The following is a 16026-nucleotide window of genomic DNA, read 5'->3' on the forward strand; positions in this document are numbered from 1 at the left end:
GGGAAGGGCCTGGGATCGACTCAGAGAGACTCATGAGAGGAAGGGATCATGGATGTGATCAACCATGACAAGGTTCACTCACTGAGGAATCTTGTAGATCCTCTAGAAGAGGAAACCACCATCCGGTAGATGCTCTTCTAGATCCCCCGCCACCCGCAGTCACCCCGTCTGAACAACGGGTCGCCCGGACTCCGACAGGGTGCCACCACCTCCCTGTGATCCATGGGTCGGCGTCATCGCGTTCGCTGCGTCCAGGCGTTGTGCCGGGACCGTTACTGGCGCTGCACCGAAGGCGCAAAGCTGCTAGCTGGCGGGGCCGCAAGAGCCTACCGGATTCACCATCCGTATAGAGTGCCCTTCTTAGAGTGCCCCCAGAGGAAGTCTCTCCTCCATAAGTGGGCCGTAATCAGGAGTTATAGAAATCAAGGGTTTTATGGCAGGAGGGAATATGAGCCTTGGGGAGAGGCTCGACAGGAGATGCGGCTCGCTAGCTCTCTCGACCTCCAGATAGAGGGGAGAGTGCTATGAGCTTCTTAGTGGACAATGTCTGACAGAATGGCTGCCAGCTCCTTGCCCTTGGAAGTCAGGTGCACCACCTTTCTCCGACGTTCCTTCGGATCCTCAGATGTGACTACCAGCCCATGCCCTGGCACCTCAGGTTTGACCCAGTCAGAGAGCAGATTCACATTCCTTGAGCATGAGGACTGGGCGAGGCCAGTTCTTCTCATCAGCTCTTTGATGGTGATCCCCTGGTTCATGGCTATGATGAGGAAGACTTGGGCGGTTTGAAGCTGCATGTCTGAGTAAACTTCACGCAGCTCTTCAAGTGCTCGGAACAGCCGTTTGATAGCAATGCGGTTGTAGCTAGCCGCAGCAGTCATTCCTGAGTTCCTCCTTTTCTACGGTGTGGCCGATAGAATGTAGCGTAAGTGCCTGATGGAGTGCTATACGGGAGCAAGACCCTGCTCCTCGATCACCTTGTCCTTTTCCTGCTCCCGGCGCACAGCCTCGGTCAGTTGTTCCAGAGCCGAGAGGTAGTCCTGAGGAAGCGCCATCGTGGCTGACTGCTGAGGCTTGGTGACGGTCACCTCAGCGTTGCCCTTGAGGATGTCCTCGATCATGGCGTCACAGGCCACGGCGAACCGAGTGTCCAACCAGCGGGCGAAAAAGACGGCCAGCTTGGGGTGTGCCCAGGTGCCGCCGTGCCGACCACGGGTCTTAATCACGAGCGAATCCACGGGGATTCCCGTGGTTTTCTCCAGCTCGGCGAGATAATCCTGGGTCTCTGCATTGCGGAAGAAGTCCAAGGCGTCCCGCTTCCCGAACTGCTTGGCGGCCTTCGTCATGTTGAAGTAGCCGTCCTGGCGGAAGGTCAGGGTCTTGTCGTTCCACTGCTTGGTGATCAGTTGGGTCTTGCTCATGGTGATAGCTCTCTCTGGCCGACCACCTTTTGGTAGGTGCCGACACGCTGCTGGGCTTGGTCACGCTCGGCCTTCAGCTTCCTGGCCTGATGGAGGAGCTTCTCCATGTAGTCGAGCGGGTTGTCGAGGAAGTCGTCGGCGGCGTGATCGGCCACGGCCACGCCTTGGGTCTGGGCTGATCGAAGGCACGGATCACCTTCAGGTTGAACGCGGGGCTGATCCACATGGCGTAGGCGTAGACCAGCTCCTTGACGACGAAGGTGCCGCCGTAGCGACCACGCTTCTTATTGACGGGAATCTCCGTCATTTGGGATTCCAATTCAGCGACCAGCTCCTTCGTCTGCTCGCGGTCGAGGAACTCGCGGGTGTCGAACCGGCGCTCACCACCGGCTGCCTTGTGGAGGTCGTTGAGGTTGAAGCGGCCTTCGCTGTCCTGGCGAACGGCGATGTCGGCGACAGTCAGTTGGGTGTTGCTCATGGTGATAGCTCTCTCTGCTGTCGAGGGTTGCTTTCGGAGACGGACAGAGCGGGCTGTCCAATAGTGGGCCGTAATTCCGAGAGCCCCTTCTGGCGGGACTCCCGGCACGAACTATCCGTAGGCGGATAGGACTAGGCAAAGAAAAAGTCGGACTGCATCACCAGCCCCAGGTCCAGGTCGCCTTTGGCGGGCAGCGAGTCCAGCTTCTTGCCTTCCGGTAGCTGTTCTTCCAGCTCCTCCTTGAAGTTGGCGAGCACATCCTGCTCGGAGTACATGTCGATGAAGGCCTCACGGAGAATGTCGGCGAGCGCCCAGGCATTCCCGGCGTGGGTGCCGTAGGAGTCGTGAACCAGGGAGAAGGACCGGAGACCCTCGCCCCAGCAGCGACGCACGGTCTCCCGCATGTGAGAGGCGTCCATGCTGTGGACCCAGTTCGGGCTGATGCCGTTGGTCTGCTTGGTGCGATCCAGCTCGATGACGTTCTCTTGGTCCTGGGCCACGGACAGGCGCAGACGAGCCCCGCCGAAGGTCAGACGGAGTCGCTTGGTCTTCACCCTGGGGTAGGCCTGGAGCACCGGGAGGCCATCCTGTGGAAGCGACGACCTACCGTGATGTGCTTTGCGTGGATGAAGGAAGTGGGGGAGGGCAGCGAACGCTCTTCCAGTAGGGCAGAACGCCCTTGGTCGTTACTGCAGCGCGTCCAGCCGAATGCTCTCGACAGCTTTCAGACGGTTCGAGAAACTGGGTCCTCGGTTGTAGACCTTGTTGGCGGTAGTGAGTCCTCGCTCATGACCCGTGACCCACACGATGATCTCTTCTCGTTGCCCTGCATCGCCCATGATGGTGATGGCGGTGGTCCTGAACGAGTGAAAGCCCAGCTTGCGGTCACCTCGGTTGATGACCTTCTTGGAGAGGCGGGCGAACCACTGCGAGAACTTCGGCCCCTTCTTTCCGTCTCGCCGAGTGGATGCCTCTACCTCGGGAAAGAGGTAGGTGGCCCCTACAGCCTTTGCGTGTTCGAGTTGCGCCAGTATCAAGTCCTTGATCTCAGGGTGGAGAGGGACTTCGCGGGTAGCATTGCTGTTCTTACCTGTTCTTTCACGCACAGCAAGGCACCAGATGCCCTGGCGTTGGATGATGTCCGTTACCTTCAGCGAACACAGCTCATCAATGCGAGCGCCGGTGTAGAAGCCCAAGCGCGGTAGTATGTGGTAGATGCCCTCGCTCTTTGCCGTGGCCTCGAAGATGGCCTCTACGTCCTCTCGGCTGAATTGGTCGTAGCTGCGGATGGAGCCTTTGGGCTTGAGTTGGTGGCCCCTGAAAGGGTTGCTCTGGGGGAGTGGCTCTTCCATGGTGTACTCGGCGTGATGCCAGAGGGCCGACAGGCCGGCCAAGTAGTTCGCCACGGTCTGCTTCGTCTTGCCTTCACCGAGCATGGAAGTGATGAAGCCCTTCACCTGTCGACGCTGGAGTGAAGCAAGGGTCGCGTCCTCCTCGCCCAGGTAATCGAGGAATCGCTTCATCGCCAGCTCGTTCTTCGAGCGAGTCGAGGGCTTGCGATCCACCAGCGGTGATGTCTTCCAGTCCTCCAGAGCGCCTCTGAGCGTCAGTTGGTAGCGAGCCGGGGTTTCCCCCTGGTAGACGCTTCTGAGCGCCTCCTGCTCGATCTCCGGCAGGTCCTCGGGGTCTACCACCTCGATGAGGCTGACAGGGTGGCTAGGGTCGGTGCTGTGGATGGCTTCCTTGGCTTCCTCGAACTGGTCGCGGGCCTGGAGGTATAGGCGCCGCTGCTGAACTTGGCTGGCCTCACCTTTGAGGTCGGCTTCCAGGTCGTTCAGGTCGGCGAGCAAGCGATCACGGATTCGACATGCCTCATCCAGGTCCCCCGTTCGGGTAGACTGCTGGAGGATCTGTTTGCCGAGGTGCTTGGCGAGGATCGGGGAGAGTCGTTTCTGGACGAACCAGACGTTGCCACGCCGCCGCAGGGCGCGGGTGTCAGTAGGCTTTCCTCTGGCCATGGATCTGCATCCTGATGTCCCATGCCTTCAAGGCAATGAAATCAACGGAGTAGGGAGGAGGTGTAGCCACTTCTGTAGCCACTCCTGTAGCACCTAACCCCTTGTTAGGAGGGAAAGATCTTGGAGATCAGAGGGTTAGAGTGATACTGGAGCGGGTGAAGGGAATCGAACCCTCGTCTTAAGCTTGGGAAGCTTCTGCTCTACCATTGAGCTACACCCGCGAGGTTTCCCAGTATATCCAGTGCCTTAATGATTTCAACCCCGGCCGTGCCCAAGCCGCGGACAGTCACCGTGAAAAATTTTCCTCGTCGGCTGAACTTTCCCCGCCAACACTGTCAGAACAGGTGCAGGCAACAGGGGCGATGGCAGTCGCTAGCACTGTTGTTCTGGCTTGCAGAATCGATCCTTTGCCGCCTCATCTCGATGGGGCGGCTTCTTTTTTTGTGGGCACGACACGATACCACCCGGCGCGGGGCCGGGTGGCATGGCGGAGGCGTCAAGCCGGGAGTCAGGAGTGGCGCATGCGCAGCAGGGCGCTGAGGACGTCGCGGCGGGTCACGATGCCCACCAGCCGGCCCTGTTCGGTGACCGGGTAGACCTTGGGCTTGGCCTCCATCATCTCCTGGGCCAGGTCGGTGATGCTCTTGTTGGGCGTGACCGAGAGGACCTCGTCGCGCATCAATTCGCGGACCAGCGGCGGCTCGTCGTCCAGGTAGGCGCTCTCGAGCAGCTTGCCGAGCACGTCCTGTTCGGAGATGAAGCCGATCAGCCTGTCGTGCTCGTCGACCACCGGCGCCCCGGGCAGCCGGTGCAGGCCCAGGCCTTCGACCAGGGTGGTGACCGAGGTCTTGCCGCTGACCCGATAGCAGTCGCGGGACATGATCTCGCGCACGGTGGTGGGAGCCTTGCTGGGCATGGCGATTCTCCTTGTGCCGATGGGACCTCTCGCCAGGGTGTCGCCTCCCGGGCGCCGTCCCTGCGCCCATGTCACGGAGCCGCCCCCGGCGTGTCTCGCGTTCAGCATAGCCGACCCGGTTGCCGGAGCGCGTGGACCCTCTGCCAACGCTAGAGGACACGCGGGACCGGCCGTCCGTCAGCGGCCCTCTGAGACCGACCCTCCGAGACCGGCCCTCCGGAACCCGGGCTTGAGTCACCACTCCAATGGGGCACAATGCCCCTCCGCTCGACCGATGGAGACCGCTCATGGATGCCCGTGAATACCTCGCCCGCAAGGGGCTGGATGGAGAACGCGACCGGGAGCGCCCCAACACCCTCGAGGAGAAGGCCTGGTCCCGTGCCCGGGAGTCCGGCGATCATCGTCCCCGGGCGGGCACGCCTCACGACTGGGAGGACTGGGAGCGCTACCACGACGAGCTCGCCGAGGGCGCGGAGGCCCTGGAGCAGAAGATCGACCATGAGGCCCATCGCCGTGCCCTGGAGCACGAACAGGACGCCGTGCAGCATTTCACGCCTCCGCCGCGCCAGGCGCCGCGAGTTTCCGTCCCCGAGGGTGGGGATGCCGACCGGGAGCCCCCGATCGAGCCGGTCCCGTCGCGGCGGCCCGAGCCCTTCGCGGCCCTGCTGGCCCTGGGCGTACTCCTGCCGCCCCTGGCGATGGGGCTGGCTGGCGGCGGCTCGCGGCGGGTGCTCATCGCGGTGGCGCTGACCCTGCTCGGCTGGGTGCCGGGGGTGATCTATGTGCTGGCCTGGCTGCGAGGCGCCTGAACCTTGGCACCGGGCCTGCGGCCGGTATAATCCCCGGCGCCCCCATGTTCAAACCGGAGTTGACTCTTGGGCTATCTCGTCGGCATCACCGTTCTCTGGGCCTTCTCGTTCTCGCTGATCGGCGTCTACCTGGCCGGCCAGGTGGACAGCTACTTCTCGGTGCTGACACGCATCGCGCTGGCGGCCCTGGTCTTCCTGCCCGTGCTGCGCCCGCGGCTGCTGCGAGGGCGTCAGCGCTGGACGCTGATGGGGCTCGGGGCCGTGCAGCTCGGCCTGATGTACATCTTCTTCTACCAGTCCTTCCTGCTGCTCTCGGTGCCCGAGGTCCTGCTCTTCACCGTCCTCACGCCGCTCTACATCACCCTGCTCGATGACGCCTTCTTCCGGCGCTTCACCCCCTTCCATCTAGTGACCGCGGCGCTGGCCGTGTTGGGGGCCGCGGTGATCCGCTATCAAGGCCTCGACGGCGACTACTGGCTGGGTTTCCTGGTGGTGCAGGGCGCCAATCTCTGCTTCGCCCTGGGGCAGGTGGGCTATCGCCGCCTCTCCGCCGAGCTGCCCCGGGACCTGCCGCGGCTGTCGGTGTTCGGCTGGTTCTACCTGGGCGCGCTGGCCGTCGCGCTGCCGGCCTTCCTGTGGCTGGGCAACCCCGGGGCGCTGCCCACCACGCCGACGCAGTGGGGCGTGCTGGCCTGGCTCGGCCTGGTGGCATCCGGCGTCGGCTATTTCCTCTGGAACCTCGGCGCCACCCGGGTCGATGCCGGCGCCCTGGCCATCATGAACAATGCCCTGGTGCCCGCCGGCCTGCTGGTCAACCTGCTGATCTGGAATCGCGACGCCGACCTGCCGCGCCTGGCCCTGGGCGGGGCCATCATCCTCGCTTCCCTGGCCGTCAACGAGTGGTGGCAACGCCGGCGGGCGCCACTGTCGGCCTGAGCGCGGTTTGCCCGGCTCGGCGCCTGTCGCCATAATGAGCCGTCGCGAAGCGAAGGACCCGCGCATGCAAGCCTTCAAGAACATCGGCCTGATCGGCCGCCTGGGCAGCGCCAAGGTGGTCGAGACGCTCAGGCGCCTGTGCCGCTTCCTCGATGACGGCGGCTACCACGTGATCGTCGAGGATCGCACCGCCACGGTGCTGCTCGGCCACGGTCACCCCGAGGCGAGCCGCCGGCTGCTGGGCGAGCTCTGCGACCTGGTGATCGTGGTCGGCGGCGACGGCAGCCTGCTGGGGGCCGCCCGCAACCTCTGCCACAGCGGCACCCTGGTGCTGGGCGTCAACCGGGGGCGGCTGGGCTTTCTCACCGACATCTCTCCCGACGAGCTCGAGGAACGGGTGGGCGAGGTGCTGTCGGGGCGCTACGAGCTCGAGGAACGCTTCCTGCTCGATGCCGAGCTCTACCGGGACGACGTCCTGGTGGGCAACGGCGACGCCCTCAACGAGGTCGTGCTGCATCCCGGCAAGGCCGTACGGATGATCGAGTTCGAGCTGTTCATCGACGACCAGTTCGTCTACAGCCAGCGCAGCGATGGCCTGATCGTCGCCACCCCCACCGGTTCCACGGCCTATGCGCTCTCCGGGGGCGGCCCCATCATGCATCCCCGGCTGGACGTCATCACCCTGGTGCCGATGTTCCCGCACACATTGTCGAGCCGGCCCATCGCCATCGACGCCGGCAGCGAGATCCGCATCCACATCGGCGAGACCAACCAGACCTACCCGCACATCAGTTGTGACGGCCAGACCCGCGCCGTCGCCAAGCCCGACGACGTCCTGGTGATCCGTCGCAAGCCCCAGCGGGTGCAGCTCGTTCACCCCCTGGGTCACAACTTCTACGAGGTCCTGCGCAGCAAGCTGGGCTGGAGCAACCGCCTGGGAGACTGAGGTGAACAGAGCGCCCCTGGAAGGCTATGACCTGATCGGCGACGTCCATGGTTGCGGGGCGACCCTGGCGTCGTTGCTCGAACGTCTCGGCTATCATCAGCGCGGCGGCGTCTATCGCCACCCCCGCCGCAAGGCGATCTTCCTCGGCGACCTCATCGACCGCGGCCCGCGCATCCGCCTGGCGGTGTCCATCGCCCGGCGGATGGTGGAGGAGGGCGAGGCGCTGATCGTCATGGGCAACCACGAGGTCAATGCCCTCACCTACAGCCACCGAGCGCCTCCCGAGCTGGGGCGCGAGTGGCTGCGCGAGCACACCCCGCGTCACAATCGCATCGTCAAGGAGACCCTGGAGCAGTACCGCGACCATCCCCAGGAGTGGGACGAGGTGCTGGCCTGGTTCCTGGAGATTCCCCTCTGCCTGGAGCTCGAGGGGCTGCGGGTGGTCCACGCCTGCTGGGACCAGGCCCTGATCGACGAGCTGCGCCGGGACCGCCCGGATGCGCGCATCGACCTCGACTTCCTGACCGCGGCGGTCCAGCCCGCCACCCGAGAGTTCCGCATCCTCGATCGGCTGACCCGGGGCAGCCACATCCCCCTGCCCGAGGGCGTGCAGATCCAGTCCGGCGACGGTTTCACCCGGCGCAGTTTCCGGGCGCACTTCTGGGCCCGCTCACCGCGGACCTGGGGGGATGTCGTCTTCCAGCCCGATAACCTGCCCGACGACCTGGAGCTGCGTGGCCTGACCGAGGCCGAGCGCGAGCGGCTGAGCTACTACGGCCCGGACGAGCCGCCGCTGTTCATCGGCCACTACTGGTGCGAGGGCATTCCGGCCCTGCCGGCGCCCAACATCGCCTGCCTGGACTACAGCGCGGTGAAGTTCGGTCGGCTGGTGGCCTACCGCTGGAGCGGCGAGGCGCGGCTGGACGCCGATCACTTCGTCTGGATCCGGGTGCCCCGGGAAGAGGAGGCGCGGCCACAGCCGTGGGAGATCGATTTCGATTGATACAAAACGTTACCTAAATACCGATAACTGTTGCGAACTTACCGTCAGCGGTCCCGTCAGAGTAGGTGTTCCCTTGAATGATCCCTTGCTCTTGTCCGGCGGCCCCCTCCGCCGGACTTTTTCTTCGTGCCCGGCATGCCCCTTGCGCCACTCCGAGGAGAGTCCATGTACCGGGTGATCTCGCTTCCCCATGACGTCGACACCCGCGAGCTGCGCCGGGCGCTCTGGGCGCATCGCATCGGCCATTTCTTCACCGAGGAAGCCGACGGCCAGGTGCTATGGCTGGTCGACCCGGGCCAGCGGGAGGCGATCCAGCGGCTGGTGCTGCGCTGGCAGCGCGGCGAGCCACTGATGCCGCAGGGCCGCCCCCGGCGCGCGCGCCCGGCGCTTCCGCCCTGGCTCGCGCCCTTCCGCCAGGCCCCCGTCACCGCCGCTGCCCTGGCGTTGTGCCTGCTGGTCTTCGCCGTCATGGCCCTGCTCGGTGACCTGGTGATCGCCGCCCTGACCGTGGTGCCGGTGGGCATGGTCAAGGGGCAGCTGGCCTTCGGCAGCCTGGCGGAGACCCTCGGCTCCGGCCAGGTGTGGCGGTTGTTGTCGCCGGCCTTCCTGCACTTCGGCTGGATGCACCTGATCTTCAACATGCTATGGCTGTGGTTCTTCGGTCGCCAGGTCGAGGCCCTGCACGGCAGCGCACGCATGCTGATCCTGCTGCTGGCCGCGGGGATCGGCGGCAACCTGGCCCAGTACGCCACCGGCACCGTGCTGTTCGGCGGCATGTCCGGGGTCGACTTCGCGCTGCTGGGCTACGTCTGGCTGATGTCGCGCCGGCGGCCGGCCGACGGCTTCTTCGTGCCCCAGATGCTGGTGGTCTTCATGCTCGGCTGGATGGTCTTCACCATGACCGACGTGGCCGAGCTGTTCGGCTTCGGCAACGTGGCCAACGAGGCCCACCTCGGCGGGCTGGTCGTGGGCCTCGTTCTGGGCTGGTATCATTCCCGCCGGGCGAGGTAGTGCTGAAAAGTGGCTGCGCTCGGCTATACGGCGTTAAAAATCAGCTTAAAGTGCTCATTTACGGCTCGTAAACTCCGCCTTTGCGCTGATTTTTGCCTTGTCTAGCCTTCGCTCGCCAACTTTTGCGAGTTTGGTGGCTCCGCGAGCCAACGACTCTCCCTGTTCCGATTCGTTTCCTCCAGAGAGGCACGCCATGAGCGATATGACCTTCGAGCGCATGATCCAGCAGATGACGCCCGCCATCTACGAGAGCCTCAAGCAGGCCGTGTCGCTGCGCAAGTGGCCGGACGGCCGTTTCCTGACCCCCGAGCAGACCGAGCTGTGCCTGGAGGCGGTGATGCGCTACGAGGCGGAAACCGGCGTGCCCGAGGATCAGCGCGTCGGCTACCTGGAGCGGCGCACCTGCGGCGCGGACAGCAGCGGGGCCAACGTCGCCCCCGAGCTGGCCGGCCTGGCCCGGGACGCCAGCCGTGACTGAGGCCGCGACCGTCACCGGCTGCCTGACCAAGATGGCCGTGGAGCCGGGCTCGCCGGCCCGCTACACCCTGAGGGCCGGCGAGGCACGCGTCGATCTCAATGCCCGCCTCGGCCACCCCCTGCGCCTGACCTGGACCGGCGCCATCGCCTGTACCCAATGTGGCCGGGCCACCCGGAAGAGCTTCGGTCAGGGGCATTGCTACCCCTGCTTCAAGAAGCTGGCCCAGTGCGATACCTGCATCATGAAGCCGGAGCTCTGCCACTTCTTCCAGGGCACCTGCCGCGAGCCCGAGTGGGGCGAGCGCCACTGCTTCCAGCCCCATGTGGTCTATCTGGCCAACGCCTCCGGCCTCAAGGTCGGCATCACCCGGCTCACCCAGGTGCCCACCCGCTGGCTCGACCAGGGCGCCGTCCAGGCCCTGCCCATCCTCGAGGTGGACTCCCGCCAGCAGTCCGGCTTCGTCGAGGTGCTGTTCAAGGACGAGGTCTCGGATCGCACCAACTGGCGAGCCATGCTCAAGGGCGAGACCCGGGAACTCGACCTGGCCGGCGAGCGGGATCGCCTGCTCGAGCGCCTGGCCCCCGGGCTGGCCGAGCTGCGCCAGCGCTTCGGCGACGGGGCCATCCGCGTGCTCGACGAGGCGCCACGGGCCTTCGACTACCCGGTGCTCGAGTACCCCCGCAAGGTGGTCTCCCACAACTTCGACAAGTCGCCCGAGGTGACCGGCACCCTGCTCGGCATCAAGGGCCAGTACCTGATCCTCGACAGCGGGGTGATCAACCTGCGCAAGTTCACCGGCTACGAGGTGGCGGTCGAGGCCTGAGCGGCAGGCGCCTGTCCTGGGTCATGCCGGGCGGTGACTCCCGGTCATCGCGGGCTCCCTTGGGCTATGCTCGGGGCGTGATCCCGGACGAGGAGCCCCCCATGAGCGAGATGCGCGCCATGCGCCTGCATGCCCCGAACCAGCCCCTGCGCCTGGAGCGCGTGCCCCGGCCCGAGCCGGGGCCCGGCGAGGTGCGGGTCCGGGTGCTGGCCTGCGGCGTCTGCCGCACCGACCTGCACGTGGTGGACGGCGAGCTCGACCACCCCCGGCTGCCCCTGGTGCCCGGCCACGAGATCGTCGGCGAGGTCGATGCCCTGGGGGAGGGCGTCGCCGACCTGGCGGCCGGCCAGCGGGTGGGCGTGCCCTGGCTGGGCTGGACCTGCGGCGAGTGCGCCCAGTGCCAGGCCGGGCGCGAGAACCTCTGCGAGCGGGCCGAGTTCACCGGTTACACGCGAGACGGCGGCTATGCGGAGTATTGCGTCGCCGATGCTCGCTACTGCTTCCCGCTGCCCGCCGAGGACGCCCAGGCCGCCGCGCCCCTGCTCTGCGCCGGGCTGATCGGCTATCGCACCTGGCGCCTCGCCGGGGGCGACGAGCCCCGCCGGCTGGGCATCTACGGCTTCGGCGCCGCCGCCCATATCCTGGCCCAGCTGGCCATCGCCCGGGGCCAGACCCTCTATGCCTTCACCCGCCCCGGCGACACCGAGGCCCAGGCCTTCGCCCGGCGCCTGGGGGCCGACTGGGCCGGCGGCAGCGACGAGGCGCCCCCCGAACCGCTGGACGCCGCCCTGCTGTTCGCCCCGGTGGGGGCCCTGGTGCCCACGGCGCTGGCCCAGGTGCGTCCCGGCGGCGTGGTGGTCTCCGGTGGCATCCACATGTCCGATATCCCGTCCTTTCCCTATGGCCTGCTGTGGGAGGAACGCAGCCTGAAGTCGGTGGCCAACCTCACCCGCCGCGACGGCGAGGAGTTCCTCGCACTGGCCCCCAGGGTACCCATCCATACCGAGACCACCGCCTACCCGCTGGAGGAGGCCAACCGGGCTCTGGACGACCTGCGTGAGGGCCGCCTTTCCGGCGCCGCGGTGCTGGTGCCCTGAGCGCTCCCGAGCCTTACCGGAACAGCTCCCCCTGGCGCCGCGGCGGGCGGAAGGCGGTGGTGTCCAGGGCTGGCAGCCCCGGGAAGCCGAGCCGTCGACGGGTCGCCCGGAAGCGCTGCTCGAGCAGTTCGGCGAACACGCCCTGGCCGCGCAGGCGGTGGCCGAAGCGCGGGTCGTAGTCACGCCCGCCCTGGCACTGCCGGATCAGGCTCATCACCTTGCTTGCCCGCTCGGGATAGTGGTGGGCCAGCCAGTCCTCGAACAGCGGCGCCACCTCCCGAGGCAGGCGCAGCAGCATCCAGCCCGCCTCCCGGGCGCCGGCCTCCCGGGCGGCGGCCATCAGCCGTTCCAGCTCATGATCGGTGAGTCCCGGGATCACCGGCGCCACCAGGGTACCCACCGGGATCCCGGCCTCGGCCAGCCGGGCGATCGTCCTCAGCCGGGTCGTCGGGGCCGCCGCCCGTGGCTCCAGGGCGCGCTTCAGGTCCGCGTCGAGGCTGGTCAGGCTGATCATCACCCGCACCAGGCGCTGCTCGGCCAAGGCCTCGAGCAGGTCCAGGTCGCGCAGGATCAGCGCGCTCTTGGTGACCAGGGTGACGGGGTGGCGGCACTCGAGCAGCAGGGCCAGTACCTCGCGGGTGGTGCGGCGTTCGGCCTCGATGGGCTGGTAGGCGTCGGTGTTGCCCGCCAGGTTGATGGATCGGCACGCGTAGCCGGGCCTGGCCAGCTCCTCCTCGAGCCGCTCGACCAGGCCGGTGCGGGCGATCAGGCGGGTCTCGAAGTCGAGCCCGGGGGAGAGGTCCCAGTAGGCGTGGCTGGGCCGGGCGTAACAGTAGATGCAGCCGTGCTCGCAGCCCCGGTAGGGGTTCAGGGAGCGGTCGAAGGGCAGGTCCGGGGAGGTGTTCCAGGCCAGGGCGCTGCGCGCGCGTTCCTCCGCGACCTCGGTGGCCAGGCGGTCGGGCACGGCCTCCTGCCACCAGCCGTCGTCCACGGTCTCGCGGTGGGTGGGAGCGAAGCGGTTGGCCGGGGCGTAGGTGGCGCCGCGGCCCTTGCGGGCCACGGCGTCGTGGGGGCGGCTCGCCATGGTCGACTCCTTTATGTATTTATATACAGTATAGAGCCGGTGGCGGTCTACTGCAGCCGGGTTGGAACGCCTAGCCGGGCCCCTCGCCGGTCGCGTAGGGGTTGTCCGGCATCAGGTGGCGGGGCAGGGGCGGGCGCCGCGCGCCCTCCTTGGGCCCGTAGTGCTCGGCCAGGTAGTCGAGGATGGTGGCCTCCATCTCCGGGCGGAACTGCCACAGCCCCTGGGTCTCCTGCATCCAGCGGATCAGGTATTCCCAGTGGTTGCGGGAGCCGCTGTTCTGGGTGACCAGCCGGGCGGAGTGGCAGACGGTGCAGTTGGCCTTGACCACCTCCCAGCCCTCGGCCTGGATCAACCCGGTCTCCGGATCGGTCTCCTGGGCCGATGCCCCGACGGGCAGGAGCAGTGCCGCGGCCAGTGCCAGCGGCCGCCAGGGTAGCGCGTGTGTCATGGGACCCCCTATGCCACCTGGACGGCGATGCGGTGGCAGGCGTTGTTGAGATACCCCTTGGGGTTCCAGCCCGGCACCACCATGGGCTGGGCGCGACCCTGGCTGTCGGTGGCCTTGGCCCAGACCTCGTAGTAGCCGGGTTCGGGGAACTCCACGGCGCTCGTCCAGCGTTGCCAGGCGAGCCGGTTGGCCGGCTCGCGGAGCTCGGCCTTCTGCCAGGTGGCGCCGAAGTCGATGGAGACGTGGACCTCCTGGACCGGGAGATCCCCGGCCCAGGCATGACCGCGCACGGTCATCGGCTCGCCCAGGGCGTGGGTGATCCCCGACTTCGGGAAGGTCACCAGGGACTTCACCGGCATGGACTGGATGGTCTCGAAGTCCTCCAGGGGCACGTCGGTGCCCGGCGCGACCGGGTGCTTTGGCACGCTGTAGGAGGGCGCGCCCATCTTGGTGCCGTCGTGCTTCTGGTTGCGGATGACGATGCGGTTGAGCCACTTGCCCGACACCGAGCCCGGCCAGCCGCCGCAGACCAGGCGCAGGGGATGACCGTTCAGGTAGGGGATGTCGGCGTCGTTCATGGCCCAGGCGATCAGCGACTCGTCCTCCAGGGCCTTGGACATGGGCACCCCGCGGGAGATGGGTTCCCGGTTCGGGTCGCCACTGACGTGATCGTCGGCGCCGTAGTAGCCGATGTAGACGGCATCCTCGGCGATGCCACAGGCCTCGAGCACGTCACGCAGCCGGGCGCCGGTGAAGCGGGGGCAGGCCACCGCCCCGGTGGTCCACTGGTTGCCGCTGGCCGAGGGCACGTACTCGCTGCGCCCGTTGCCGCCGCATTCCACCTGTAGCTGGTAGGTGTGGTGCTCGAACTGCTCCTTGAGCTCGGCGATGGAGAAGGTCTTGGGCGAGAGGCAGGACTCGCCGGCGATCTCCAGCCGCCAGGCGGCGACGTCGATGCCTTCCAGCGCCGGCGGGATGCCGTTGTTGCGCACGAACATATGCTTTCCCGGGGTGACGTCGTCGTCGAGCAGGTGGGCCGGGGTCTCGGCATTGATCGGCCGATCGTTGAGCACCGTCAGCCCTTCCTTGCCATGCAGCGTGAAGGGTTCGTCGCTCTGGGCCAGGGCGGCGGGGATCAAGCCGCCGGGCATGCGATCGGCGAAGGGGATCTGGGCGCCCACCGCCGCGGCCATCGCCAGCAGGCTGGAACGCTTGAGGAAGCCGCGGCGAGTCACGGGGTCGACCTCGCGATCCCAGAGCAGCTTGTCGGCCTTCTCGGGATCCTCGGCATAGAGTTCATGGAGACCGCGGGTGCGGGGAGGCTTCTTGGTCATGGCGCTGACTCCTGGAGCGCCCGGCTGGCGGCGGCGGCGTCGTCGGTCGGGCCTGCGTTGTGGGTGTCCTGGACAGAATTAGCTTAGCACTCGAGGGACGTTCCCGAGGCGGGCCCGGTCGGATTCCCTCTGGTAGCATGTGCGCCTCGACAAGGAAGCCCGGAGCCCGCCGTGAACGACCGCCCATCCTCGATCGTCCCTCCCGATGCCGCCCGTGCCGAGCGGGTCGGCCGCTACCTGGATACCCTCACCAAGCCCCCCGGCAGCCTGGGTCGGCTCGAGGCCCTGGCGGTGACCCTGGCCGGGATCACCGGCGAGGATTTCCCGCGGGTCACGCCCCCCGGCGTGGTGGTCTTCGCCGCCGATCACGGCGTGGCGGAGGAGGGCGTCTCGGCCTTTCCCCAGGCCGTCACGGCCCAGATGGTGGCCAACTTCGCCGCCGGCGGGGCGGCGATCAACGTCTTCGCCCGTCGCCTCGAGGCGCGCCTCGAGGTGGTCGATGTGGGCGTGGCCGGGGAGCTGCCCCAGACGAGCGTGGTGCATGACAAGGTACGCCACGGCACCGCCAACCTGGCCCGTGAAGCCGCCATGAGCCGCGACGAGGCCCGGGCGGCCCTGGCCGTGGGCCGGCGTGCCGCCGGACGCGCCGCCGAGGCGGGCTGTCGCTGCCTGATCGTCGGCGAGATGGGCATCGCCAACACCACCGCCAGCACCGCGATGCTGGCGGCCCTGACCGGCGCGCCGGTGGCCGAGCTGGTGGGCCCCGGCACCGGGGTGGCGGGGGAAGCCCTGGCCCACAAGCGGGCGGTGATCGAGGCGGCCCTGATCGAGCGTGCGCCGGATACCGCCGATCCGCTGGACGTGCTCGCCCGGCTGGGGGGACTGGAGATCGCCGCCATGGCCGGGGCCTACCGGGAGGCGGCGACGCGACGGATGCCGATCCTCGTCGACGGCTTCATCGCCACGGTGGCCGCGCTCACCGCCTGTCGGCTCGACCCGGCGCTGCGGCCCTACCTGATCTTCGGTCATCGCTCCCGGGAGCCCGGTCACGCCCGGGCCCTGGCGGCGCTGGACGCCGAGCCGCTGCTGGATCTGGACCTGCGTCTGGGCGAGGGCACCGGTCCGGGCCTGGCCTTCCCGCTGCTCGAGGCGGCCACCGCCATGCTGGCCGAGATGGCCACCTTCGCCCAGGCCGGCGTCGACGACCGCGCGGAGCGCTGAGCC

At 67.2% G+C, this 16026-nt stretch carries 18 protein-coding genes and 1 tRNA gene; 9 read left to right on the top strand and 10 right to left on the bottom strand.

Features of this window, described 5'->3' with window-relative positions; genetic code table 11:
- Positions 1-533 precede the first annotated feature (533 nt).
- The 7 genes from BEI_RS05185 to BEI_RS05215 form a co-directional block, all read right to left on the bottom strand.
- Positions 534-881, bottom strand: coding sequence for a MarR family winged helix-turn-helix transcriptional regulator (locus tag BEI_RS05185; protein ID WP_097788516.1), 348 nt, complete (start codon positions 879-881; stop codon positions 534-536).
- Between the two features lie 63 nt (positions 882-944).
- Positions 945-1421, bottom strand: a complete 477-nt coding sequence (locus tag BEI_RS05190; protein ID WP_097788517.1) for a KilA-N domain-containing protein — start codon at positions 1419-1421, stop codon at positions 945-947.
- 73 nt (positions 1422-1494) lie between these two features.
- Positions 1495-1899 carry a KilA-N domain-containing protein gene (locus BEI_RS05195; protein ID WP_097788518.1) on the bottom strand — a complete coding sequence of 135 codons (405 nt, stop codon included), beginning with the start codon at positions 1897-1899 and terminating at the stop codon, positions 1495-1497.
- A 131-nt stretch (positions 1900-2030) separates the two neighbouring features.
- Positions 2031-2474, bottom strand: a complete 444-nt coding sequence (locus tag BEI_RS05200; RefSeq protein WP_097788519.1) for a DNA-directed RNA polymerase — start codon at positions 2472-2474, stop codon at positions 2031-2033.
- Positions 2475-2585: 111 nt separating this feature from the next.
- Positions 2586-3917, bottom strand: coding sequence for a tyrosine-type recombinase/integrase (locus tag BEI_RS05205; protein ID WP_097788520.1), 1332 nt, complete (start codon positions 3915-3917; stop codon positions 2586-2588).
- Positions 3918-4064: 147 nt separating this feature from the next.
- Positions 4065-4138 (bottom strand) — tRNA-Gly (locus BEI_RS05210).
- Positions 4139-4425: 287 nt separating this feature from the next.
- The gene (locus tag BEI_RS05215) at positions 4426-4833 is read right to left on the bottom strand and encodes a CBS domain-containing protein (RefSeq protein WP_097788521.1); all 408 of its coding nucleotides are present in this window, start codon (positions 4831-4833) and stop codon (positions 4426-4428) included.
- A 287-nt stretch (positions 4834-5120) separates the two neighbouring features.
- Here BEI_RS05215 and BEI_RS05220 point away from each other — a divergent pair, with 287 nt between their 5' ends.
- The 8 genes from BEI_RS05220 (at position 5121) to BEI_RS05255 (ending at position 11936) form a co-directional block, all read left to right on the top strand.
- A complete protein-coding gene (locus tag BEI_RS05220; RefSeq protein ID WP_097788522.1) occupies positions 5121-5642 on the top strand; it encodes a YqaE/Pmp3 family membrane protein in 522 nt (173 codons plus the stop codon).
- A 66-nt stretch (positions 5643-5708) separates the two neighbouring features.
- Positions 5709-6578, top strand: a complete 870-nt coding sequence (locus BEI_RS05225; RefSeq protein ID WP_097788523.1) for a carboxylate/amino acid/amine transporter — start codon at positions 5709-5711, stop codon at positions 6576-6578.
- A gap of 64 nt (positions 6579-6642) precedes the next feature.
- Positions 6643-7524 (top strand): NAD(+) kinase, encoded by an 882-nt coding sequence (locus tag BEI_RS05230; RefSeq protein ID WP_097788524.1) that lies wholly within the window; start codon positions 6643-6645, stop codon positions 7522-7524.
- 16 nt (positions 7525-7540) lie between these two features.
- On the top strand, positions 7541-8527 hold the full coding sequence (locus tag BEI_RS05235; protein ID WP_097791003.1) for a metallophosphoesterase: 987 nt from the start codon (positions 7541-7543) through the stop codon (positions 8525-8527).
- Positions 8528-8692: 165 nt separating this feature from the next.
- Complete coding sequence (locus BEI_RS05240) at positions 8693-9538, top strand: rhomboid family intramembrane serine protease (protein ID WP_097788525.1); 846 nt, start codon at positions 8693-8695, stop codon at positions 9536-9538.
- Positions 9539-9731: 193 nt separating this feature from the next.
- The gene (locus tag BEI_RS05245; RefSeq protein WP_097788526.1) at positions 9732-10016 is read left to right on the top strand and encodes a YeaC family protein; all 285 of its coding nucleotides are present in this window, start codon (positions 9732-9734) and stop codon (positions 10014-10016) included.
- A gap of 31 nt (positions 10017-10047) precedes the next feature.
- Complete coding sequence (locus BEI_RS05250; RefSeq protein ID WP_097791004.1) at positions 10048-10839, top strand: DUF2797 domain-containing protein; 792 nt, start codon at positions 10048-10050, stop codon at positions 10837-10839.
- 101 nt (positions 10840-10940) lie between these two features.
- Entirely contained in the window at positions 10941-11936 is a 996-nt protein-coding gene (locus tag BEI_RS05255) for a zinc-dependent alcohol dehydrogenase family protein (protein ID WP_097788527.1), read from the top strand.
- A gap of 13 nt (positions 11937-11949) precedes the next feature.
- Here BEI_RS05255 and BEI_RS05260 read toward each other — a convergent pair whose 3' ends face one another.
- From BEI_RS05260 to BEI_RS05270, 3 genes are all read right to left on the bottom strand, one after another.
- Entirely contained in the window at positions 11950-13020 is a 1071-nt protein-coding gene (locus BEI_RS05260; RefSeq protein WP_097788528.1) for a PA0069 family radical SAM protein, read from the bottom strand.
- Between the two features lie 70 nt (positions 13021-13090).
- A complete protein-coding gene (locus BEI_RS05265) occupies positions 13091-13468 on the bottom strand; it encodes a hypothetical protein (protein WP_227644587.1) in 378 nt (125 codons plus the stop codon).
- Positions 13469-13476: 8 nt separating this feature from the next.
- Positions 13477-14802: a sulfite oxidase gene (locus BEI_RS05270; RefSeq protein WP_097788529.1), complete on the bottom strand. Its 1326-nt coding sequence runs from the start codon at positions 14800-14802 to the stop codon at positions 13477-13479.
- A gap of 171 nt (positions 14803-14973) precedes the next feature.
- Here BEI_RS05270 and cobT point away from each other — a divergent pair, with 171 nt between their 5' ends.
- Positions 14974-16023, top strand: a complete 1050-nt coding sequence (gene cobT, locus BEI_RS05275) for a nicotinate-nucleotide--dimethylbenzimidazole phosphoribosyltransferase (protein WP_097788530.1) — start codon at positions 14974-14976, stop codon at positions 16021-16023.
- Positions 16024-16026 lie beyond the last annotated feature (3 nt).

It is taken from the genome of Halomonas beimenensis, from assembly GCF_002549795.1.
Classification (GTDB): Bacteria; Pseudomonadota; Gammaproteobacteria; order Pseudomonadales; family Halomonadaceae; genus Halomonas; species Halomonas beimenensis.